Source organism: Desulfosarcina variabilis str. Montpellier, assembly GCF_048565275.1.
GTDB lineage: Bacteria > Desulfobacterota > Desulfobacteria > Desulfobacterales > Desulfosarcinaceae > Desulfosarcina > Desulfosarcina variabilis.
Window position 1 is genome coordinate 6079280 of the sequence record NZ_CP159846.1, and the last position, 20989, is coordinate 6100268.

Sequence of the window (20989 nt, forward strand, 5' to 3'; positions counted from 1 at the left end):
GATTGTACAGTAGCACCCTATCCTTACCAAAAAATGATGCCAAGATTAACGGATGGTCATCAATTGTTCCTGGTCTTTTTGGTATTTTTGGGGACGTCCCTCATTATCTAAATAAAGGAATGTCGACGAATTTTCTTTTACAGGAATCAGCGCCCTTCTATGCTCTTCACCAATTCGCTCGCGATATTGGCGCTTTCTATTCGCATGATGCTTTCCTGGGCACTCCCATAGCTCAGCAGGTTGATGCTGCCGTACCACACTATTCGTTGATCCATCACGGCAAATTTTTGATGGATATTGGATTTGAAAACGACACGGGCTCCGCTGTCTTTCAACAGGTCCAATGCCCTTTGAATCGTAGCGTGATCTTTCGGTTTAAAATCTTCTTTAGGGCGGGTAACGATTAAAATGCGAACCTTCTTTTCGAACGCCACTTTCAGATGTTTTGTCATTTGAAGGGTTCGCATTTTTCTGACGAAGGGGCTTACAAATAAAATTTCTCTTTTAGCGGCGTTGATATCCTGGTTAAAAACAGGCAGAAAATTATCCTTATTGAAGATGATATCCAAAGGTGAATCATTCATCTCCTCGCCTTTGGCCTTGTATCCCATGGAAGCATAGCCATTGAGCCGCTTTTGATACATCTTTTCCAGCATCCTTACCTGAATATCCACATAATCGTAAATTTTCACCTCCTTTTTCGTCTTGTACAATCGGTGGAGTCTCCCGGCATATTGCTGCAACGTACCTTTCCATGATATCGGCATGGCCAAGAAAAGAGTATCGAGACGTGGCTCGTCAAAGCCTTCTCCGACAAAATGACCGGTAGCCACCAAGATGATATTTCTGTCAGCAGGAATGCCCGCAATGTGTTGAAAGATTTCCCGAGTGGCTTTTCTCCCCATTTTCCCCATCAGGGCGATAACGTCCGGAACCTTTTCCTTCAGTCTTTTGGCAAGTGATTCTACATGGGCGGTTCTGAGAGTGAGTACAATGCAGTTCCTGCCCTGATGATAGTTTTTCAGCACATCATCAATAATCTGTTGATTCCGAAAATCGCTGTCCATGATCTCGGTGTATAATTGCTGGATGGATACGTCTTGCTCGTCCTTATCCAGCGGGATCCGCAATGATGTGAAACGGGGAACGATGTAATGGTCAAACGGCCTGCTTTCGGCCTGCTTTTTGGGATCGTCTCGATATCGAATGGGGCCACAATGCATAAACAGAATGGGATGATGCCCATCTTTTCGTGTCGGCGTTGCGGTTAGGCCGTAGATGTATTTGGCATTGGTGGTTTTCAGGATTTGTTCATAGGTGAATGCCGATGCATGGTGACACTCATCGGCAATGATCATCCCGTAATTTTTCACGCATTCTTTAACCTCACCTTTTCGGCTGAGCGATTGCATCACGGCAATATCCACAATACCGCTCAGGGTATTTTTCCCGGAGCCCAATTGCCCGATAACACATACTTTTTTCTTTCGTCCCCTTTTCTTGGCTGCGGTGGCGGGTGGCTCCGGTAGCGGTTCATTCACTATTAAAAATTCCGACAACCTTTCTTTCCATTGCGACAGCAGGTTGACCTTGTCAACCAAGATAAGCGTATTCACTTTTTTCTCGGCAATCAGCTTAATCGCCACAATTGTTTTGCCAAATGCTGTTGTGCCTGAAAGGATACCGGTATCGTTTTGCAACAGGTGATCGAGGGCCAAGGACTGTTCATCTCTGAGTTGGCCATTGAACTTCACATCGATATTTTTGCCGCCATATGTTTTTTCGACAAGTCGAAGTTCGATTCCAAGTTCTTCCAGTACGGAGACCAACTCAGGCTCGCACCCTCTTGGCAACCCCAGGTACGCTTTTGTTTCATCAGCGCAGGAGATAACGCGCGGGTGTCCATAGGTCGGCAAACGCATGGCTTGTTGTTTGTAAAACATTGGGTTTTTAAAAGACGCGAGCCGTTTTAACCGATTCATCGCCTTTTGGGAGATACCCGCCTTTGGAATGAACAGCATATTTGCTCTGACGATTTCGATGCGCTTCGGAAAATCATTGCTGTGCAACGTGATTCTGGTTTTCGACGTTTCCCACGGTTTTTCCCCCTCTTCTTCATCCTGTTTCAATATGCCCAGTTCATTACCATCGCCAAGCTTGGAAACAACCGCTTCAATTCGGTTTTGAGAAATTCTTTGGATTGCGGAAAGAAATGCCCATTGGTCCGCATAGGACTGGAAATCCTCATCGATAAATTCACTATTGGACTTCTCTCTTGCCGTTTTCTGTAACGGCAATGCGATCAAATTACCCAATCCTCCTTTAGGCATGGTGTCCTGGCTGGGAAACAGCCGATCATAGGACTTAAATTGTATTTCATGCCTTTTGTTCATGGCCGTGGTAAGCAGGACCGTTCCTAATTTACGTGCCAAGGTAGCGGAAACAGGGGCTTCAAAGAAAAACCAAACATGTCCACCGTTGCCGGAACGTGACCGCTCAACGGCAACAGGCATAGAGCGTTCAAGGCAAACATTTCTGAAAACGGAAATATCGCTTTGCCAGTCTGCTTCGTCAAAATCAACGGCTAAGAAGTGGCATGTTTCATCCTGCAGCATGGGATAGACGCCAACCACGCTATTCCCTCTCAGATGATTTTCAATGGCATTTTGGTCCAGGACAGCATAGTCTTTGTTTTCACATTTTGAACAGGAAATTTTTGGCTTTTTGCACACGCCTGGCTGCCATTGATTCAGGCAAACCGGTGAATATCCGGATGTCCCTTTGTTTTTGTTTTCCCATCGCTGCGCATAAACATCACTGCGGCCTTTGAAAAGCGACATAAAAAGATGAATTTTGGCGGAGGAATCCGACGTATGGTCAACAACTGATTTGAAATTATGGGCAACAGATTCGTCGCCAACTGTTTTTTCAACGATTTCTGTATCTTCTGGCGTCTTTGCGGGAGGCTTGGACGCCGATAGCTCCAGTTGGGCTCTTAAGCGGCTATTTTCTTTTCTTAATCGCTCCACCGCCTTCAATAAAACAGTATATTTTTCGAGCAGTTCCTTATAATCCATCTTTTTCTCAATTTGGGACAAAACATGGGGTCACCTATTTGAAATTCAGAAATCCATACCGCTACTTTATTTCAACTGGCTTTATATTTCCCGGCCGATTGACCTTCACCGAATTGACCTGATTGGAAACCGGTACGCTTTTGAGCCGAGTGTATATTTGTTTATGGAGTAGATCTTGGAGTAGTCGGACATCCTGATTTTTACGGTCAAGCCAAAGATCAAAGGCTTTTGGTTGCAGGATCACCGGCATCCTGTTATGGATCGGCATGACTGACGCACTGGCCTCTCTGGTGAGGATTGTCGCAGAGCGATACGGAATAGGCTCTTTCCCCTGATTGTCCCAAGTTTCCCAAAGACCTGCAAACGCAAACGGTTTTCCATCCGGTAAAGTCAGAAACATCGGTTGCTTGTTACCAGCCTTACCCGCCCATTCATAGAATCCATCTGCCAGGATCAGGCATCGTCGATTCTTAAAGGCAGTGCGGAAACTAGGTTTGGTAGCCACCGTTTCAGACCGTGCATTAATCATTCTGCTGCCGACGGTGGTGTCCTTCGCCCAAAAGGGAACGAAACCCCAGTGTAATCTTTCCAGGTGATTCTTTTCGTCATGGCGAGTAATGGCGAGGATTTCTTGTGTGGGAGCAACGTTGAAATTTTCCGTTACCTCGATGTTCGCCACATCAATGGGGAAATAGTTCATCAAGTCTTTTAGTGGTCTAAAACCAACAAAACGGCCGCACATATCAGCCTCCATTCAACTTTTGTGCCCCTTACTGAATCCAGGTCAGGATGACGGTCCCAAATACTACGCCAATCATTCCAAACAATCGGTTTGCCTGCTCTGACACGCTGTTTAAGTACCAAGTTGGCAAAGATTTCATTTAGTGTCAAGGGGTTGGTTATGATTGAAAATCCGCCTAACGGGTGATATTGCTCAAGTATCATGATTTGCCGCTTCTGCACACAATCTGACCTACCGAATGAGACCGGCCATCTTTATGGGGCCATCATTCAGTCCACCAGAGAATACCGGAACACCAACAAAGAAGGAATAGAACGATGTTCATGAAGACACAAATTCAACAGCTTACTAAGTGGTAGTTTTCACCTATCAGTAACCAGCCAACCGGCTCACATTGCCGAATTGCGTTGATGCCATACCTTCTAACATGCAAGACATAATACCAACAACGAAACAATCAACCAATGAGGTGACAATATGGCCGATGACAAAACTCAGGATTACTTTGACGACAAGAGCGAAGAACACGTTGACACCCGCGAAAGAAACTTCGAGTGTGAAAACAAAGACGAGCATTTGGGATGTGATCCGGGAATCGATGTAGCTGGATAAACGAAAGGAAGGTGCCCCATGATAGGAACAATGTTGACGATCATTATATTAGCTTATTTCATCAATAGATGTATAGGCGGATGGTCATCAGAAGCTTCCTGCAAAATTTAAGGGCATGATAAACGGCAGAGCTTCGAAAACGAAGGCAAAAATATGATCCGCTGACACGGCGGTTGAACGGGCAGAGCCTCTAACGGGGCTCTGCCTTTTTGCTTTGAAAAGGCATCAACCATTTTCATCAATACTGGCTTTATTTGGTTAATTTTCTTGATTACAAAAAATCCTGGTCCACCAAATGGCGGGCCTGCGTGGAGGAGAGCGAGATGAAGAGGAGGAGGAGGAATTTTATATTTTCGGGTTCCCTGGTACCTGGACGGGGTCAGCAGAGTATCCGTTGTTTTGATTGAATAGTAGCACCCTCTCCTTTTTTCGTTTCTTAGGCAGTGTTGCGCGTTACATCGTTCTCGCCTTTGTATTTATTGCGATACTCAATCGTTTCGGTGTGCAAACGGCCTCAATTGTGGCCTTGCTCGGTGCGGCAGGTCTTGCGGTGGGTCTTGCACTGCAAGGGGCGATGTCGAATCTGGCTGCGGGTTTGATGCTCTTGATATTTCGCCCCTACAAGGTGGGTGATTTTATCGATGCGGCCGGTCGTTTTGGTAAGGTAACGGAAATCGATATGTTCACTACCATCCTGCAAACCTTCGATAACAAGAATATTATTATTCCAAACAGCCAGATCTGGGGCGAGCAGATCATCAATCACTCGTACCACGAAGTGCGTGGTGTTGACATGCACTTCGGCATCGCATACGACGAAAATACCGATGCGGCGAGTAAGGTGATCGACGAAGTACTGGCCAATCACCCGCATATTCTGAAAGACCCGGCGCCCTTCGTTGAAGTGGAAACCTTAAACGAAAGCTCGGTGGATTTTCTCGTCCGCCCGTTCTGCGAAGGGGCTCATTACTTCGATGTGCTTTATACCGTACCGGAACAAGTTAAAAAAGCGCTGGATGCGAACAATATTGAAATCCCCTTCCCTCAACGCAAGTTCATTATTGTTAACGAAAACGCATCCTAAAACTTTGCAGATCAAAACAGCTTAGCCATTGAGTTAAGCAGAGCGAGGAACCAGATTTACCGGCTTCCGGCTGCTTTCTAAGAAAGCAGATATTACCAAAATCAAAGCCGGTGACGTTGAGAATAAGAATCACTGCGTTAACAATTCGCAGGGAACCACCGTAACTGTAGAAATGGTGCTTGAACAGGCCCACCGTTACATGTTTGTGGATGTCCAAGGGGTTATCCCTCCTCCGTGACCCTTTCCATGCACCCGTCGTCTTCCATCCTTGTTGAATATAACTCCCTTAATTTACATTTTTATAGCGATATAATGCAAAATTTAATATAAAAAAACGAATATTTCATAAGTACCTTAAAGCACTTCAACCTAACTGAGAAAAATAAGACCTTTTCGACGTGCAGATTGAAAGGTACGACCATGGATCAAAGCAATTTATCCTTTATCGTCATATTTTTGGTTTTTTTTATCCTTGCGTTGGCTTCGAGACAAGTGGGTGAATTCTTTGCCAAAGGCAGATTGCCCCTGATTACTGGTTTTCTTTTTACGGGAATTTTAGTCGGGCCCTATGTTTTAAAATTAGCTCCGGAAAAGACCGCAGATCATTTATGGTTTCTGGACAAACTCGCGCTTGCCTATATCGCTTTCGCCGCAGGAAGTGAGTTGGTGGTACGGCAAATCAAAAACCGTCTTAAGACCATTCGCTATATAACCATCGGCCTGGTTGTTAGTTCATTTGTCATCGGTACGACGAGTTTTTTTCTCCTCTCCGGGTTCATTCCCTTTACCAAAACCATGCCGTCGATTCATCGTATTGCCATTGCCCTTCTCGCCGGCGCCATCCTTGTTGCACGATCTCCCTCTTCAGCCATTGCCGTGGTTAATGAACTGCGCGCCAATGGGCCTTTTACAAAAACGGCGTTGGGCGTAACCGTCATTATGGATGTGGTGGTCATCGCCCTTTTTAGTATTTGTATTTCAATTGCAGGTACGCTGTTGGAAGAACAATCTTTTGATTTAAGCTTCAGTTTTATTCTGGCAACTGAACTCACCCTGTCTCTATGTGTTGGTTTTTTGCTGTTTAAATTTATCAGCGCGATCCTTGCATTCCATTGGCCTCGCATGTTTAAAACCACCATCATTACCCTGACAGGGCTTGGAATCTTCATTTTATCCGACACGGTCCGCTATGCCGCGCACAGCTATCTATCCATGGAAATCCTTATGGAGCCCATGTTGATCTGCATGCTGGCTGGTTTTTTTACGGCAAACTACAGTCCCTATCGCACAGAAATGATGAAGGCGCTTCATGATGTCGGGCCGTACATTTATATCGCCTTTTTTACTTTGACCGGTATTTCCTTGCGTCTGGATATTTTGTTGACCTGTTGGAGTATCGCTATGGCCCTTTTTTTAGTCCGTATCTTTGCTATTTTTATCGGTAGCTTTATTGGCGGCACATTAGCTGGCGAATCCTTTGAGCACAATAGGGTGGCTTGGATGTGCTATATCACCCAGGCCGGCGTCGGTTTGGGGCTGGCCAAAGAAGTCTCGGTGGAGTTCCCTCAATGGGGAGCCGGCTTTGCCACCATCATTATCTCAGTAATTGTGTTGAATCAGATAGTTGGACCACCGTTTTTCAAGTGGGTGTTGTACTGGGTAAAAGAAGCCCAGCCAAAACCCGAGGAACAAACGGGGCATGGCGTTCGCGATGTTTTTATTTTCGGGTTGGATGGTGAATCGCTGGCGCTTGCGCGATTGTTGCAAAGCAACCATTGGGAGGTAAAAATTGCAACGACTCAAGTTCAGTATGTTCAGCAGGTAGAGAATGGATCGGATATCGAAATGCATTCGATGCCGGATTTGACCCTTCAAACAATGAACCGGTTAGGCGTTGCCCATGCCGACGCTATTGTCGCCATGCTATCGGACGAGGAAAACTTCCGGATCTGCGAACTCATTGTCGATAATTACGGTTTCCGTAATCTTATTGTGCGGTTGAACCACCAAACCCATTTTAAGCGCTTTCATGATCTGGGCGCCATAGTAGTTGAACCGAGCACGGCCATTGTCAATTTGATCGATCAATTTGTAAGGTCTCCTTCTGCCACACGGCTGCTCTTGGGACTGGAGAAGGGTCGTAATATTATTGAATTTGAACTGCGCAACCCGGATCTCCATGGTGTAGCTATACGGGACCTTCATCTTCCATTGGATCTTCATATTCTTTCTATTCGTCGTAACGGACAGCTCATCGTCTCGGTGGGATTTACCCGACTTAAGATTGGCGACTGGTTGACCGTGGTCGGATCCCAGACCAGTCTGGAACAAATGATGCTCGAATTCGGCGAAAATCAGAAACATGCCTTGATCCATATGGTCAGCCGTATTACAGCCAAACAGATCTCTTCAACCAAGCTTGAAAAGGAGGTGGAAGAGATCCTGCATACCTCGGATGCCGGGCGTAAGATGCGGTTTAACCGATTTATTGCGCAAAGCCCGGTACTGGAAATTGCGGAGCCATTGAGTTACGATGTATTATTTGAACAAGTCGCTGATGTGCTTTCAAAAACATTGGATACACCAAAAGCAATATTGTATCAAATGTTTATAGAACGGGAGGTCGAGATGAGTACAGCCTTACGACCTGACTTGGCCATTCCTCATATCATTATTGATGGCCGGGAAACGTTTCGTATTCTACTGGTTAGAGCGAAAAAGGGCATTTACTTTTCAGAACTGGCGCCCAAAGTTCGGGCAGTATTTGTGCTTGTCGGAACCAGGGATGAACGTGACTTTCACTTATTTGCTTTATCCGCTATCGCAGAAATTGTTCAGCAACCTTACTTCCAGGAACGCTGGCTTCAAGCCAAAAATGAAATAGCGCTGCAACATATTGCCCTGACATCACTATAACGGATTCTGTAATCTTCCTGTGAAATGGGTTTGGAAAAAGCTGAAAAGTGGTTAAAAACTTGTATTCCCGATCAGGTCCGGAATAACGTTGAACCCATCGGTAGATGGTCGTATTTTTGCAGCACAACCGATAAGTGCGGATAGTTGGTCGAGGGCCTTGACTACGCAGCCTGACATCGCGCTACCGAATGCAACCTGCGCCGGCTGTACAGCCAGCATGCAGATCTGAGCCCGGCTCTCTTTTTCCAGGTAATCCATGAGCATCCCTAAAGGAATGTCGTGAGTCGTTAGTCCGAGCCCTGCGATGTCTTCTTTTTTCAGGATGGCATACGCGCCCGGTTGCATGTCGATATTTGCGGCATCGATAAAAAGGATCGTGTCGGGCTTTGCACGTACAATGACTCCGAGATAGTTCTCGGGTGCGGGGCCTGCGTCGATACATGTGGCCTGCACCGTCCCTTGTATTCTTTCGATCAGGGCGGGCCCGAAACCGTCATCGCCGCGCAACATGTTGCCCACGCCTACGATGGCGACCTTGCCCTGGAAGATACGTGTTAAATAGCGTGTCAGGTGGTCGACCATTAGTTCTTGAACATCTCTTGTGGTTTTCTGATAGTAGAAGTTCTTAACGGACTACGGACATCACTTCATTTAGTAGTAAGGGTGGTCTCACGCCGACAGCGGGCACATAGGATCTTGACCCTGTCGGAGCGGTGATCGTCCTTGACCGGGGCGACGAGATTTTCATCGACGATGCCCAGGTCGCGAAGGCGGGGAAGGTACAGCGTGGGGCTGGAATAGGTCAGTTCCCCGAGACGCTCCGACAGCCAGAGCAAATGGTCCTTGCAGGCGATGACGTCGCCGCAGATTTCGCAGAGCTGCAGGTCTTTTTCGATGGTTTCATAGGCGTCCTTCCTTTCAAAAAAGGAAAGCTCCCAGTCGCCGGAAAGTCTGATTCCCAGGTGGTCGTTGATGCATGCCTCTTCGCACCGCCCGCAGAAGATGCATGTATCCGTATAATGGATCATGATGCGTTTGGGATTCGCCTTATCCTCCAGGCAATCCCGGTGCGCGATGGCCTCCACGGGACAGACCTCCTCGCAGGCCAGACATCCCACACATTGGGTGGCGTCAAATTTCGGCTGTCCCCGGAAATTGGGATGGGGCACATGCGGTTCCCTTGGGAATCCGGACGTGTAAGGCCCCTTGATGAGTGCCTTGATCGCTTCCGCCAATTCTCTAATCTTTGGATACTTCATCTTTCCGTCCGCGAGTTCTACCTTAAATGCTGACTACTCTGCTCTACCGGTGCGTCCTTGTCCTTGTCTGCAGCGTAGGCATCTACGACGCTGCCTTTCCAGAGCGCTACCCCCCCGCGGTGCCCGCCGCGGGCAATGGCGTGGGCGGCTACCGGTGCCGTCAGCAGGAGGAATACGATGCACAGGAGCGACTTGATGCCGGCGCTGGTGAATCCGACCGTAAGGAACGTTCCAAAAAGGATGCTGCAGGTGCCCAGCGTGACGCATTTCGTGGCCGCCTGAAGACGGTTGTATACGTCCGGAAGACGGACAAGACCCAGGCATCCGAGCACATCGAAGGCCAGGCCGATCCCGATAAAGAGTTTGCCGACAACGCTAATCATCGAAACTTCGTCCCTCCAGATACTTCGCGAGTGCCAGCGACGCGATGAAACTCTGCAGCGCCCAGGCAATTCCAATATCGATATACCAGGTCCGCCCGGTGGAAACGGTCAACACCGCACACAACCCGACGATGAGGATGCCCAGGATGTCGATGGCCACGATCCTGTCCGCGGCGGTGGGCCCGCGCAGCACGCGGTACAGGCACAAACAGGCCGCCAGAATCAGTATGTAAAGGGTGCGGGCGGCAAAACCCATCTGCGCGCGGTCCGTATAGAAAAAGATGGGAAACGGCCGGATGAGGATCAGCCCGATGATCGCCACCAGGATTCCCATACCGATTGCCCACTTGACGGTTTTCACGGTTCGGTACCCTCTTCAAATATTCTTTGCAGCAGCGGTTCGAAACGCTGCACGATAAGCTTGGTGGCGGTGTCTACCTCCGTGCTCCGCACATTGATCCAGTGGACGTAGAGAACCCCCCTCTCCCGGTCGATATCCACACTCATGGTGCCCGGAGTGAGCGTGATGGAGTTGGCCAGAAACGTCAGCCCGGTTTCTGAACGCAGGGTCGTCTTCACTCTGACAATCCCCGGCTTTATGGGGAGTCGCGGACTCAGAACGCGATACGCCACATCGAGGTTGGCCTTGACACACTCCCATACAAACAAGGGCAGATAGCGAACGAAAAGATACCAGTAGCGGGAGGGATGCCGTAAAATGTGCGGACGCGTGATGAAGAAATCCCCGGTCATGAAGACCACGAACGCCGCCACCGGTATGCCCACGGCGATATGCTGCCAGTCGGGCACCCAGTCGAGGGCGCCCCAAACCGTCAAGGCGAAAATAAAAAGGACAGCTTTACTGCTCATCTACCTCCCCCCGTTCAGGACCCTGCCGGCCATCCAGGTGCCTTCCGCCAGGACGGTCGAGGCCGGTTCCAGAAACACCTCTCGCACCCCCGGCAAAAGCAGAGACCCACCCAGTATGCAAATCAGCGCCAGGATCCCCATTGAAAGCTGCATGCAAACCGGCACCTCTTTAATGTTTTGGCAGCGCGCACGCGGGTTGCCGAGAAAGGCGTATTTTATCACCTTCATGGCGTATGCCAGGGTAAGCACGCCGGCCAAAACGGCCCAGAAAGCGTATCCGTAATGCCCTGCCTCCACGGCCGCGAAAATGATGATCAGCTTGCTCCAGAATCCGCTGAACGGAGGAACACCCCCAACGGACATTGCGGCCGCCAGGGCCGTGCCGCTGGTCACCGGCATCTTCCGGGCCAAGCCGCCGATCTTTTTCAGATCCCGTGTCCCCGTCGCATATTCGACGGCCCCCGCGTCAAGGAACAACAATGACTTGAATACGGAATGATTGAACAGATGGAATATCCCCCCCAGCATGCCTAGCGGCGTGCCGATACCGATGCCCATCACGATGTATCCGATCTGGCTGATAGAGCTGTAGGCCAGCAGCCGTTTCATGTCCCATTGCCCGATGGCCAGAACGACGCCGATACCCATGGAAAGCGCGCCCAGAAACATCAGCACCGCCGACAGCGCCGGTGTCATTCCAAGCACGTTGTAGAAAATCCGGCATAGGGCGTAAACGCCCAACGACTTGATGAGTACGCCGGAAAGCATCGCCGAGATGGGCGCCGGCGCAGAGGGGTGCGCGTCTGGCAGCCAGGCATGGAAAGGCACCAGCGCCGCCTTAAGCCCAAACCCGGCCAGGAAGAGCACCGCCGTCATCAGTGTCATCCGGCTGGCACCTGTGTTCCGCAGCACCCCCGCCATGTCCGCCATGTTCAACGTCGAGGTATACCCGTACATCCAGGCGATACCCAGGAGGATGAACAGGGAGCCCAGGCTTCCCATGACCGCATACTTGAAGGCGGCCTCGAGTGCATGGCGTTCGGTTCCGAAGGCGACCAGGGCGTAGCTGGCCACGGCGGCGATTTCCAGGCACACGAACAGGTTGAATATGTCACCCGCTACGATCACGCCGTTCATGCCGGCCAACATCAGCAGGAACAGGGTGGCGAACTGCCACTTCGCGGTAAACCTTTCCATGTAACCTATGGAGAACAGGGCGACAAACAATCCGATAAGGCTCACCGTGACCAGCATGAAGGCGGCCAGCCCGTCCAGCACCATTGCGATCCCGACCGGCGGTGTCCAGTTCCCGACCGCATACACGATCGTCCCGTGCGCATTTGCAAGCTTCACGCTGTATATGGCCAAAACGAGCAGGAACAGGCTCGCTGTGGATACCATCAGGTCCGGCAGGCGGGGTATCTTCCTGCCGATCAGGGCGACCAGGAACGCACCGCCCAGGGGGATGGCGACAAACAGCGGAATAATTTGGGCGGCCGGTATCATCCTTTCAGCTCCCGAATTTTTTCGATGTCAAAGGTGCCGTACTTTTCGTAGAGTCGGATGGCGAAGGCCACCAACAAGGCGGTGGTAGCCAGCCCGATGACGATGGACGTCAGCACCAGCGCATGGGGCAGCGGATCCACCACGCGCATGATTTCCTGGCCCGGTGAAAGGATGGGGGATCGGCCTCCCACCCGGTAGGCCGTCAGGATAAAGAACAGGTTGACCGCGTTCTCCGCGATGATGATGCCCACAATGATCTTGATGACGTTGCGCTTGGCCAGAATCGCGTAAACGCCCACGCAAAACAGAGCCAGGCATAGGACGTAGACGGCCATCATTTCCTCTCCGAGTCATTGTTGAGCAGAACAATCGCCAAAAAGACCGTGAAGAGTCCTGCCCCGACATTCAGACTGATTGCGATGTTCGAAAACGGGATCGTCCCTCCACTGAATAGGCGGAAGGCCTCACCTGGGGGCAGGAAGTTGAGGAAAAACACCCCCCCCACCAGGCCAAGCAGAGCGATTCCCAGGAAAATCAATACTCCGAGGCTCTCGAAAAATAGCGCCTTGGCTTCGGAGAATTTTTTAAATGCTGTTTCCTTGCCGAACGCCAGCATCAGATGCACGAAAGAGAGCGCTATCATCACTCCGCCGGCGAAGCCTCCGCCTGACGACAGGTGACCTTGGGAGACGATGTAAACACCATAGAGCAGGATCAGCCCGACGGTGAGACGGGTGACCGTCTTGACAATGAGTGACATTCCCTGTTCAGGCGCTTTACGCATTTTCTCGACCTTTCAAACGGTTGGCCTTCTTTCTACCGATCCGCCGCACCACGGCCGATACGCCTATGACGGCCGTGAAGAGTACGGTGGCTTCGCCCAGGGTGTCATACCCGCGGAAGTCCAGCATGACTGCGGCCACGAGGTTCCCCGCACCGGTCTTTGAAAGGCCCTGTTCCAGGTAGGTCGCGGCGACTCGCATGGCGGGTTCCCCGAAGGTTGGCAGATCCTTGAAACTGGTCGTCGCGATCATCATCAGGATGGCGATAAACCCGATCGCAAAAACGGCACCCAGCGGTCTGCTGCGGGTCGGCGAAGATTCAAGGTCGCGGCGCAAGGTAGCGCGTATCAGGATAATCACCATGAAAATTTCAACGACGATCTGGGTCAGGGCGACATCGGGCGCCTTCAGCAAAAGGAAAACGATTGAGAGCCCCAGCCCCACGGCCCCCAAGGCCACCACCGACGAGAGAAGGTCCTTGATTTCCACCGCGATGATTGAGCCGACAATCATCAGAACGAGTAAGATATAAAGTACCATCATCGTCATTACCCCATCAGCACGTAAAAGAGGATTGCCATTCCCAACAGGTACCAGACGATGTACCTGGGCAGGAGGCCATTGTGAAGGCTGCCGGCCAGCCTGCTGCAGCCAAGTACCGTTTTTCTGCCGACTTCGTAGATATCGAAAAACTTTCTGTCCGCCGCATCGTAAATCAGTTTCAGAATGCCGAGATTCTGAATGGTTTGGTAAAAATCGACGCCTGATACACGCATTTCCGGGTGTTCTTCGAGGATTTCACCGCCCACAAACGCTTCCACGGTGCGTGTTTTGCGCAGCGTGCCCAGAAGATAGATGGCCAAGCCGATGCCCAGCCCGATCAGGATCATGATTGCTGCCCAACCGGATCCCCATATGCCGGCAGGGACGATTTCACCGGGGACACTCGGATAGATGAAGAAGCGCAGCGGCAGCGCCGCCGCGAAAACGCCGAACGCAACACACAGAATGCCCAGGATTACCGGGGGAATCCACAGGGTCGGACCGGTCTTCCAGGCACCGTTTTCCTTGCGCTTGCGCGCGGGCGAGGGCTGTCCGAGAAAAACGGCGTGGACCAGTTTCATGAAACTCGCCAGGGTCAGCGCGCTGCCGAACATCGCCGCGGAAAGCCACAGTATCCAAAGAACGTCTCCGTTTTTGCCCACCTCGATGATCCCTTGATAGATCAGCCACTTGGAGGCGAACCCGTTGAACGGCGGAACGCCGGAAATCGCCAACGATGCAATCAGGAACGGACCGAACGTGATCGGCATGACGCCGGCCAAGCCGCCGAGTCGGTCCAGATCGCTGGTGCCGGCGCTCTTCTCGACCACGCCGCCCGCCAGGAAAAGACAGGACTTGTAAATGGCATTGTTGAGCATGTGGAACAGGCCGCCGGCAATGCCGATGGGGTTGCCGGTCCCGATCCCCAGCACCATGTAGCCGACCTGACTGACGGCGTGGTACCCCAGCAGCCGCTTCAGATCATGCTGTACCAGGGCCATCATCACGGCCGCTATGATGGTAAAGCTGCCCACACCCATCAGGACCGTGTTCATGGTCGTGCTCATTTGAAACATTTCCAGGCTTATCCGCGCCAGGAAATAGATGCCCAGAAGCTTGTCCAGTGAAGCGGGCAGATAGGCGGTCACCGGCACGGGCGCATCTTCCGCTGTATCCGGAACCCAGGTGTGGAAGGGCATGGCGCCGGCCTTGGCAAGGGCGCCCGCTGCCAGGCACAGATACGCAGCCACGGCTTTTCCACCCGTCAAGGCAATGCGGGTCGAATCCATCGTAAGATCCCAGGGGGTGGCCACCTCGGCAAGACGCCATACCATGGCCACTCCCAGCAGCATAAAGGCGTCCGCGCCGCCGACAATGATGAGCGTTTTCCTGGCGGTTTCAGCGGCACGGTCTTTCCGGCCCACAGCGATAAGGAGGCAGAGCAGAAGCCCCAGAAAGCCCCAGAACACAAGGAACAGAATGACATTGTTGGCGAAAATGACGCCGAGACTGGCGACAAACGTGAGGACCGTGTAGAGATAGTAGCGAACCAGCCCCTTCCTCCCGCGCATGTAACCCGATGAATAGAGGAGAATCAGCAGGAAAAACAGGCCCGCAGACACCCCGACAAGCATGGACAGTGAATCGAATCGGAAGAGGTTCGGGTTCATTTATTCCCCATTTTCCGCTTTATCCTGGCTGTCTTTTCCTGCGACAACCGGATGAGGTCATACCCGTCGCCGAGCGTCCTGCCCTCCGGGTCACGCACGGCCATGCGCTCGGTACAGCAGTAGCAGGGATCGATGGCGGCGAGGATGATGGTGGCGTCCGACAGTGTGGCGCCCTTCACCGTGGTCTTGAACGTGGGAAGGTTCATGAAGGTCGGGGCTCTTACCTTGTGGCGCACCGGCCGGTTCGTGCCGTCACTGCGTACGTAGTGGAAAGTCTCCCCGCGGGGTGCTTCGATATGACCGATGCCTTCGCCGGGCGGGATGTCGGCGATGCAGGCGTCGATCTCTCCCCGGGGAAGGTTCAGCAGGCATGCTTTCATGATGCGGACAGACTCGAAGACCTCTCCTATGCGGACGACCAGCTTGTCGAACACGTCCCCGTTTGCGGTTACGATCATGTCCCATTCTACCTCGTCGTATGCGCCGTAAGGGCAATCCTTGCGCACATCCCTGGCCACGCCGGATGCTCGCGCCGTCGGTCCGAGGGCGCTGAAATCAATGGCATCCTGTTTGCTCAGCACGCCGATTCCTTGGGTGCGGGCGTGAAGCACGGGGTCTTCCAGGACCGCTTTGCGGAGCATTTCCAGGGTGGGGATAATGGAATCAAGCTTTCCGAGCGCCACCGGGAGGTCGGCGGCCTTGATATCCCGCCGCACGCCGCCAGGCTTGAACATGGCGTAGTTGTTGCGGTTTCCGGAGAGCATCTCCATGACGTCCAGGATTTCCTCGCGCAGCTTCCACGCCCACATGTAGACGGTTTTGTAGCCCAGAAAGTGTCCTGCGAGACCCAGCCACAGTAGATGCGAGTGTATCCGCTCGCCTTCGGCAATGATGGTCCGGATGTACCGGGCACGTCTGGGCACTTCCATGGAAATGATGTCTTCCAGCGCCCTCGTGTAGGCGAAGGGATGGCTGGTGGAGCAGATGCCGCAGATTCTCTCGATGACGAAGGTAGACTGGTCGAAGGTCTTCATCTCCGAGAGCTTTTCGATGCCGCGGTGGTTGTATCCCAACCGCACGTCGATATCCACCACCCTTTCCCCTTCGACCGTGAGGGTGAAGAACTCGGGTTCTTCCTGGAGGGGGTGGTAAGGGCCGATGGGAATAATGGTCTCTTTCATCAAACACCTCGATCCCGGACGGCTTCTTCGTCCCACTCCTGGTAGTCCTGCCGCAAGGGGTACACCCCCTCAGGCCACTGGTCGGGCAGGAGCAGCCGGCGCAAATCAGGGTGCCCCCTGAAGTCTATCCCCAGCAGTTCGTGCATTTCCCTTTCGACCCAGTTGGCCGCTTCAAGGCAGGGGCTGAGGGAATCGATCTCCGGCTGCGACCGGTCCAGCTTCACCCGGATCGAAATCAGCAAATTGATGTCTTCGAGGGTAAAGTGATAGAGAATCTCAATGGTTGTACGCGAATCGACCCCCGAAGCGGTGTTGAAACGCGCTCCCAGATCGCTGAAGATGTAGGTGCCCACACGGACGATCGCCTCGGGTCGGATTTCGATGTAGACCCGCTTGGGCGACTTGTCGAAGAAATCGATAATGTCTTCCCCGAATCGGGTACGGATCCTGGCCAGAATCTCTTCGCGCGTCATTTCTTCTTCACCTTTTCCAATAGCTTTACCATACCGGCAATGATGGCCTCCGGTTTGGGTGGACACCCGGGGATATAAACGTCCACCGGAATGATCCGGTCCAAAGGCTGGGGGCAGTTGTAGCTGTGTATGAACATGCCTCTCGATAGGGCGCACTCGCCGATGGCGACCACGAAGCAGGGGCGAGGGACCTGTTCGTAGAGCCGCTTCATGCGTGCGACCGACTGCCGGTTGCATGAACCCGTGATCAGAAGCAGATCCGCATGCTTGATACTGCCGGCCGGCAGCATCCCGAACCGCTCGATGTCATACCGCGGCGTCAGGCAATCCAGTACTTCTATATCGCAGTTGTTGCAGCTGCCTGTGGACAGATGGTACACCCACAAAGATTTCAGCAGGGCCTTCAACCGTATATCCATGTATATCTTCCCGAAGCGCCGGCGTTCTAGTGGCCCCATGCCGCCAGAAGCACGGCACCGATGGAGATGAAAGTCACGGGCCCCCAGAAGAACTTGAGGGCCTGGTCGATGCGCAGGCGGGGGTTCGTATTCCGGCCCACCGTTATCAGCGCCAGCAGCCCGACGTACTTAAGCACGCCCCAGAACAGATGAACGCCGTCACAGCGCACGCCTCCCAGAAACAGTATTATCAAGAAAAACGGGAGGATGAACAGCAGCATATCCTTCATCAGCCGGTAGATTGCAAGCGGAGGACCGCCGTACTCGACCAGGGGGCCGCAGAGAATTTCCGTTTCGGCCTCCGGTATATCGAACGGCACCAGGGCGAGCTTGGCCTGCATGCACACGATGGCCACCAGTAAAGCCAGGGCACCGGCCGGACTTGTGGCCGTAGCGCCGTTTGCCCTTTGAAAATTCAGTATATCCCCCAGCCTGATAGAACAGTCGGCCTCGATCACGGGGACCAGAGCCGCCAAGACGAAGGGCAGTTCATAGGCGAGCACAAGTTTCATCTCCCGGGAGGCCCCGAGGCCGGCAAGCGGATTACGCGAGGCAAAACCGCCCAGAATAACGCTCAACGAAGGAATGGCCAGCAGGTACAGAGCCACAATCCAATCGCCGACAAAGCCTTGGGACGGATAAAGACTGTTCACCCATAACACGGTCGACACCACCATGACGCTGGCAAGACCGATCATTGGGGCCGCCAGAAACGTCACGCGCGATACGCCCGCCGGGAGAACGGTCTCCTTGCCCAGCAGTTTCACGATGTCGAGCAGGGGCTGAAGCAACGGGGGGCCGACCCGGTACTGGATTCGCGCGGTCACCTTGCGATCGATCCAGCTTGCCGCCAGCCCGATACAGGTGGTAAGCAGGAAGCCGAAGACCAAAAGGTAGATCAGATGGATCATGCCTTGTCCCTGTTCCAGTGTGTCGAATGGACGATTAGGTTGTCGCCCACCAGAAACGTGTTTGCGTCCAGTTCGAGGTCGCCCCTCAGCAGATCGAGGGCGCCGTATGGGCATGTGCGGATGCACAGAGGCTCGCCCGGCTCTTCGCGCCGGTCCAGACAGAAATCGCAGATATGAATGAGCTGGGGAACATGTTCCGGATAGATGGTGCCGTAAGGGCATGCATGGGAACAGGACCGGCAGCTGACGCACCGCATACCGTGCCTTACCAGCATGTTGTTCCTTTGCTGCTCAAGCGCGTCTCGGGGGCAGGCATTTACACAATGGGGTGCTTCGCATCGGCGGCACACCAGGTAATACGTTGCCAGCTCGGCTACGGAGGCAATCCCGTTGTTCTCCGAATGGTAAAAGTAGCTGCACTGAATGACGCACTTTTCACATTCACCCGCCGTACAGATGTCCAGGTCGACGAAGAGCCGCAATTCCGGAGTCTGTTGCGGCCCGGCATTGAATCTACCATGATGGAGCTGTTCGGCGCTCGAACGCATCCTGTCGATCCTCCCTCCTATCCCCAGATGTCCGGGAAGTCCTTGATCTGCGTATAGTTAAACACCGGACCATCCTTGCAGCAGTAATAGGTTCCAAGCCGGCAATGGCCGCACTTGCCGATACCGCACGACATGTTCTTCTCCATGGAAAGGTATAGATTCTCCTCGCGGAGCCCTAACTGGAGAAGCTTCCGGGTGGAAAACTTCATCATGACCGGTGGTCCACAGAGAATCCCCACCCCATTTTCGCAGTCGATGTCGATGCCGTCCAGGATGCCGGTCACGAGGCCCACCGGACCCCGCCAGCCCGCATCCCCTTGGTCAACGGTAATCAATAGATCCAGATCGCGTCGGGCGGCCCATGCGTCCATTTCTTTACCGTAGAGCAGATCTGCGGGCGATTTGCATCCGCCCCGGAAAATGAGCTTGCCAAACCGGCTTCGCTGGTCCAAAAGGACATACATCAGGGTTCGGATCGGTGCGAACCCGCACCCGCCGCCCACAACGATCAAATCTTTGCCGACGAATGCCTCCAGCGGATAGCCCCGGCCGTACGGGCCTCGCAAACCGACAATATCGCCGGGCTTCAGCTGGTGCACCTTTTCCGTCACCTTGCCCACCCGCATGACCGTCACTTCCATGCAATCCTTCCAGGTCGAGGGCGAGGAAGGCGTAAAGGGGGCTTCACCGACACCGGGAACCGTCAGTTGGATGAACTGGCCCGGCCTGAAATTAATTTTCTCATCCGGTCGTAGCCGAAGGGTCCTGATGGTCGGCGTCTCGGCGATGACGTCCACTACTTCCGCCCTGATCGGCCGGTATGGATTCATGCCGCTACGCATGGTTCACCAGTCTCTTCAGAATTCGTCGGATGTCGATTTTAGCCGGACAGGCCGATATGCAGCGGCCACACCCGGTACACGCATACATGCCGGCCACCTTCGGAAAAAAATCGAACTTCTTTTCAAACCGGTTGCGCAGTCGCATCCACAGTTTCGGTCGGGGATTGGCTCCGCCGGCTACCCGGGCGAAATCCTTCAGCAGGCATGCGTCCCAGATGCGGAACCGTTCGATGTGCGCTTTACCCTTCTGGTCGTACAACAGAAAGCAGTGGCAGGTGGGGCAGATGGTGTTGCAGGCGCCGCATTCCACACATGTTTGCGCTTCATCGGCCCAGATTTCCGCTTCGTAATTTCGGGCAACCGCACCTTCCAGGGCGTCCTGATGGGGAATCCGATTCTGTTCGATGTTTTTTTGGACGGCCTGAATGACGTGCCGTCGTGTCTCGTTACGGTCCCGCGTCCGTTGCTCCCCCGCATCGGCAAAGAGCGCGGCACGGCCTGCGACAATCGCTGTTCCTTTCTGGGAACCGGTCTCCACCAGAAAGCCGTCATCGAGCGGCGACAGGTTGATGTCGAAAGCCTCCCGGGGATAAGGATCCACATTCAGGGCCAGGCAAAAACAGGTGTCGATGGCGTAGGTGCAATCAGCGGAGATGATGAGATTCGCTTCCCGGGCCCTGGCATAGTATGGGTCCGCATAATCATGACCCCTGAACACGTGGTCCAGGATCGCGAAGGCCTTCAGATCGCAGGCCTTGGCACCGACGATGCACACCGGGCGGTCTTCGCCGTGGACCACGTCCGGACTGAACCCCTCGGCAACCTTTTGGCGGGCCCGGAAAAAGAAAGCCTTCAACGGTTCGAAGGCGCGGACTTCGCCGATAACCACATCATCGGTCAGACCCGCGTAAGGACGGTAATAGCGATGAATATTTTTTCTGCAAGGGACATAGACCTGGTAGTCCCGCTCCAGATCGTGGAGCAGCCTGCCGAAATCCTCATGTGAGATGTAGCGCATGCTTCCCCCACGGATGCCTCCTGCCGCTCAGGGCAGAATCAGAAGCTGCCACCATATCGACCAAGGAAAGACGACGCACCAGAAGCCAGTCGTTGCCTGCAAGCAGCGAACGCT

General features: G+C 53.0%; 23 protein-coding genes. 3 read left to right on the top strand and 20 right to left on the bottom strand.

From position 1 onward, the window contains the following. Nucleotides 1–146: 146 nt before the first annotated feature. Nucleotides 147–3077, bottom strand: coding sequence for a TOTE conflict system archaeo-eukaryotic primase domain-containing protein (locus Dvar_RS27370; protein WP_419656313.1), 2931 nt, complete (start codon nucleotides 3075–3077; stop codon nucleotides 147–149). A gap of 61 nt (nucleotides 3078–3138) precedes the next feature. Next, nucleotides 3139–3819: an SOS response-associated peptidase gene (locus tag Dvar_RS27375; RefSeq protein WP_419656314.1), complete on the bottom strand. Its 681-nt coding sequence runs from the start codon at nucleotides 3817–3819 to the stop codon at nucleotides 3139–3141. 477 nt (nucleotides 3820–4296) lie between these two features. Here Dvar_RS27375 and Dvar_RS27380 point away from each other — a divergent pair, with 477 nt between their 5' ends. Next, nucleotides 4297–4431 (top strand): hypothetical protein, encoded by a 135-nt coding sequence (locus Dvar_RS27380; protein WP_419656315.1) that lies wholly within the window; start codon nucleotides 4297–4299, stop codon nucleotides 4429–4431. A 403-nt stretch (nucleotides 4432–4834) separates the two neighbouring features. Next, nucleotides 4835–5515, top strand: a complete 681-nt coding sequence (locus Dvar_RS27385; protein ID WP_419656316.1) for a mechanosensitive ion channel family protein — start codon at nucleotides 4835–4837, stop codon at nucleotides 5513–5515. Here the strand turns inward: Dvar_RS27385 and Dvar_RS27390 are convergent. After that, complete coding sequence (locus Dvar_RS27390; RefSeq protein ID WP_419656317.1) at nucleotides 5496–5732, bottom strand: hypothetical protein; 237 nt, start codon at nucleotides 5730–5732, stop codon at nucleotides 5496–5498. The genes Dvar_RS27385 and Dvar_RS27390 overlap by 20 nt on opposite strands. Before the next feature lie 203 nt (nucleotides 5733–5935). Between Dvar_RS27390 and Dvar_RS27395 the strand changes: the two genes are divergently transcribed. Beyond that, on the top strand, nucleotides 5936–8431 hold the full coding sequence (locus Dvar_RS27395) for a cation:proton antiporter (protein ID WP_419656318.1): 2496 nt from the start codon (nucleotides 5936–5938) through the stop codon (nucleotides 8429–8431). A gap of 51 nt (nucleotides 8432–8482) precedes the next feature. On the opposite strand, the gene Dvar_RS27400 is transcribed toward Dvar_RS27395, so the two are convergent. The 17 genes from Dvar_RS27400 to Dvar_RS27480 form a co-directional block, all read right to left on the bottom strand. Next, the gene (locus Dvar_RS27400; RefSeq protein WP_419656319.1) at nucleotides 8483–9013 is read right to left on the bottom strand and encodes a hydrogenase 3 maturation endopeptidase HyCI; all 531 of its coding nucleotides are present in this window, start codon (nucleotides 9011–9013) and stop codon (nucleotides 8483–8485) included. Nucleotides 9014–9078: 65 nt separating this feature from the next. Beyond that, on the bottom strand, nucleotides 9079–9690 hold the full coding sequence (locus Dvar_RS27405) for a 4Fe-4S dicluster domain-containing protein (protein ID WP_419656320.1): 612 nt from the start codon (nucleotides 9688–9690) through the stop codon (nucleotides 9079–9081). Nucleotides 9691–9707: 17 nt separating this feature from the next. Next, complete coding sequence (gene mnhG / locus Dvar_RS27410; RefSeq protein ID WP_419656321.1) at nucleotides 9708–10073, bottom strand: monovalent cation/H(+) antiporter subunit G; 366 nt, start codon at nucleotides 10071–10073, stop codon at nucleotides 9708–9710. Further along, entirely contained in the window at nucleotides 10066–10434 is a 369-nt protein-coding gene (locus tag Dvar_RS27415) for a cation:proton antiporter (protein WP_419656322.1), read from the bottom strand. The genes mnhG and Dvar_RS27415 overlap by 8 nt, the downstream gene beginning before the upstream one ends. Then, the gene (locus Dvar_RS27420; protein ID WP_419656323.1) at nucleotides 10431–10943 is read right to left on the bottom strand and encodes a Na+/H+ antiporter subunit E; all 513 of its coding nucleotides are present in this window, start codon (nucleotides 10941–10943) and stop codon (nucleotides 10431–10433) included. The genes Dvar_RS27415 and Dvar_RS27420 overlap by 4 nt, the downstream gene beginning before the upstream one ends. Beyond that, a complete protein-coding gene (locus Dvar_RS27425; RefSeq protein WP_419656324.1) occupies nucleotides 10944–12266 on the bottom strand; it encodes a complex I subunit 5 family protein in 1323 nt (440 codons plus the stop codon). Between the two features lie 179 nt (nucleotides 12267–12445). After that, entirely contained in the window at nucleotides 12446–12787 is a 342-nt protein-coding gene (locus Dvar_RS27430; RefSeq protein WP_419656325.1) for a sodium:proton antiporter, read from the bottom strand. Then, the gene (locus Dvar_RS27435) at nucleotides 12784–13233 is read right to left on the bottom strand and encodes an MnhB domain-containing protein (RefSeq protein ID WP_419656326.1); all 450 of its coding nucleotides are present in this window, start codon (nucleotides 13231–13233) and stop codon (nucleotides 12784–12786) included. Before Dvar_RS27435 ends, Dvar_RS27430 begins: the two co-directional genes overlap by 4 nt. Beyond that, nucleotides 13226–13774: a hydrogen gas-evolving membrane-bound hydrogenase subunit E gene (gene mbhE / locus Dvar_RS27440; RefSeq protein WP_419656327.1), complete on the bottom strand. Its 549-nt coding sequence runs from the start codon at nucleotides 13772–13774 to the stop codon at nucleotides 13226–13228. Before mbhE ends, Dvar_RS27435 begins: the two co-directional genes overlap by 8 nt. A 5-nt stretch (nucleotides 13775–13779) precedes the next feature. After that, the gene (locus Dvar_RS27445) at nucleotides 13780–15444 is read right to left on the bottom strand and encodes an NADH-quinone oxidoreductase subunit L (RefSeq protein WP_419656328.1); all 1665 of its coding nucleotides are present in this window, start codon (nucleotides 15442–15444) and stop codon (nucleotides 13780–13782) included. After that, nucleotides 15441–16625, bottom strand: a complete 1185-nt coding sequence (locus Dvar_RS27450; RefSeq protein ID WP_419656329.1) for a nickel-dependent hydrogenase large subunit — start codon at nucleotides 16623–16625, stop codon at nucleotides 15441–15443. The genes Dvar_RS27445 and Dvar_RS27450 overlap by 4 nt, the downstream gene beginning before the upstream one ends. Continuing rightward, a complete protein-coding gene (locus tag Dvar_RS27455) occupies nucleotides 16625–17098 on the bottom strand; it encodes an NADH-quinone oxidoreductase subunit C (RefSeq protein WP_419656330.1) in 474 nt (157 codons plus the stop codon). Before Dvar_RS27455 ends, Dvar_RS27450 begins: the two co-directional genes overlap by 1 nt. Next, entirely contained in the window at nucleotides 17095–17517 is a 423-nt protein-coding gene (locus Dvar_RS27460; protein WP_419656331.1) for an NADH-quinone oxidoreductase subunit B family protein, read from the bottom strand. The genes Dvar_RS27455 and Dvar_RS27460 overlap by 4 nt, the downstream gene beginning before the upstream one ends. A gap of 26 nt (nucleotides 17518–17543) precedes the next feature. After that, nucleotides 17544–18467, bottom strand: coding sequence for a respiratory chain complex I subunit 1 family protein (locus Dvar_RS27465; RefSeq protein WP_419656332.1), 924 nt, complete (start codon nucleotides 18465–18467; stop codon nucleotides 17544–17546). Beyond that, the gene (locus Dvar_RS27470; RefSeq protein ID WP_419656333.1) at nucleotides 18464–19015 is read right to left on the bottom strand and encodes a 4Fe-4S dicluster domain-containing protein; all 552 of its coding nucleotides are present in this window, start codon (nucleotides 19013–19015) and stop codon (nucleotides 18464–18466) included. The genes Dvar_RS27465 and Dvar_RS27470 overlap by 4 nt, the downstream gene beginning before the upstream one ends. A 17-nt stretch (nucleotides 19016–19032) precedes the next feature. Further along, complete coding sequence (locus Dvar_RS27475) at nucleotides 19033–19857, bottom strand: FAD/NAD(P)-binding protein (RefSeq protein WP_419656334.1); 825 nt, start codon at nucleotides 19855–19857, stop codon at nucleotides 19033–19035. After that, complete coding sequence (locus Dvar_RS27480; RefSeq protein WP_419656335.1) at nucleotides 19850–20875, bottom strand: 4Fe-4S dicluster domain-containing protein; 1026 nt, start codon at nucleotides 20873–20875, stop codon at nucleotides 19850–19852. The genes Dvar_RS27475 and Dvar_RS27480 overlap by 8 nt, the downstream gene beginning before the upstream one ends. Between the last annotated feature and the right edge of the window lie 114 nt (nucleotides 20876–20989).

Bases quoted from the DNA above. Each gene is read 5' to 3' on its own strand.
- Dvar_RS27450 (WP_419656329.1), bottom strand. From the start codon at position 16,625: ATGAAAGAGACCATTATTCCCATCGGCCCTTACCACCCCCTCCAGGAA.
- mbhE (WP_419656327.1), bottom strand. From the start codon at position 13,774: ATGATGGTACTTTATATCTTACTCGTTCTGATGATTGTCGGCTCAATC.
- Dvar_RS27465 (WP_419656332.1), bottom strand. From the start codon at position 18,467: ATGATCCATCTGATCTACCTTTTGGTCTTCGGCTTCCTGCTTACCACC.
- Dvar_RS27475 (WP_419656334.1), bottom strand. From the start codon at position 19,857: ATGCGTAGCGGCATGAATCCATACCGGCCGATCAGGGCGGAAGTAGTG.
- Dvar_RS27375 (WP_419656314.1), bottom strand. From the start codon at position 3,819: ATGTGCGGCCGTTTTGTTGGTTTTAGACCACTAAAAGACTTGATGAAC.
- Dvar_RS27370 (WP_419656313.1), bottom strand. From the start codon at position 3,077: ATGGATTATAAGGAACTGCTCGAAAAATATACTGTTTTATTGAAGGCG.
- Dvar_RS27460 (WP_419656331.1), bottom strand. From the start codon at position 17,517: ATGGATATACGGTTGAAGGCCCTGCTGAAATCTTTGTGGGTGTACCAT.
- Dvar_RS27380 (WP_419656315.1), top strand. From the start codon at position 4,297: ATGGCCGATGACAAAACTCAGGATTACTTTGACGACAAGAGCGAAGAA.
- Dvar_RS27480 (WP_419656335.1), bottom strand. From the start codon at position 20,875: ATGCGCTACATCTCACATGAGGATTTCGGCAGGCTGCTCCACGATCTG.
- Dvar_RS27395 (WP_419656318.1), top strand. From the start codon at position 5,936: ATGGATCAAAGCAATTTATCCTTTATCGTCATATTTTTGGTTTTTTTT.
- Dvar_RS27405 (WP_419656320.1), bottom strand. From the start codon at position 9,690: ATGAAGTATCCAAAGATTAGAGAATTGGCGGAAGCGATCAAGGCACTC.
- Dvar_RS27470 (WP_419656333.1), bottom strand. From the start codon at position 19,015: ATGCGTTCGAGCGCCGAACAGCTCCATCATGGTAGATTCAATGCCGGG.
- Dvar_RS27400 (WP_419656319.1), bottom strand. From the start codon at position 9,013: ATGGTCGACCACCTGACACGCTATTTAACACGTATCTTCCAGGGCAAG.
- Dvar_RS27455 (WP_419656330.1), bottom strand. From the start codon at position 17,098: ATGACGCGCGAAGAGATTCTGGCCAGGATCCGTACCCGATTCGGGGAA.
- Dvar_RS27430 (WP_419656325.1), bottom strand. From the start codon at position 12,787: ATGATGGCCGTCTACGTCCTATGCCTGGCTCTGTTTTGCGTGGGCGTT.
- Dvar_RS27420 (WP_419656323.1), bottom strand. From the start codon at position 10,943: ATGAGCAGTAAAGCTGTCCTTTTTATTTTCGCCTTGACGGTTTGGGGC.
- mnhG (WP_419656321.1), bottom strand. From the start codon at position 10,073: ATGATTAGCGTTGTCGGCAAACTCTTTATCGGGATCGGCCTGGCCTTC.
- Dvar_RS27445 (WP_419656328.1), bottom strand. From the start codon at position 15,444: ATGAACCCGAACCTCTTCCGATTCGATTCACTGTCCATGCTTGTCGGG.
- Dvar_RS27435 (WP_419656326.1), bottom strand. From the start codon at position 13,233: ATGCGTAAAGCGCCTGAACAGGGAATGTCACTCATTGTCAAGACGGTC.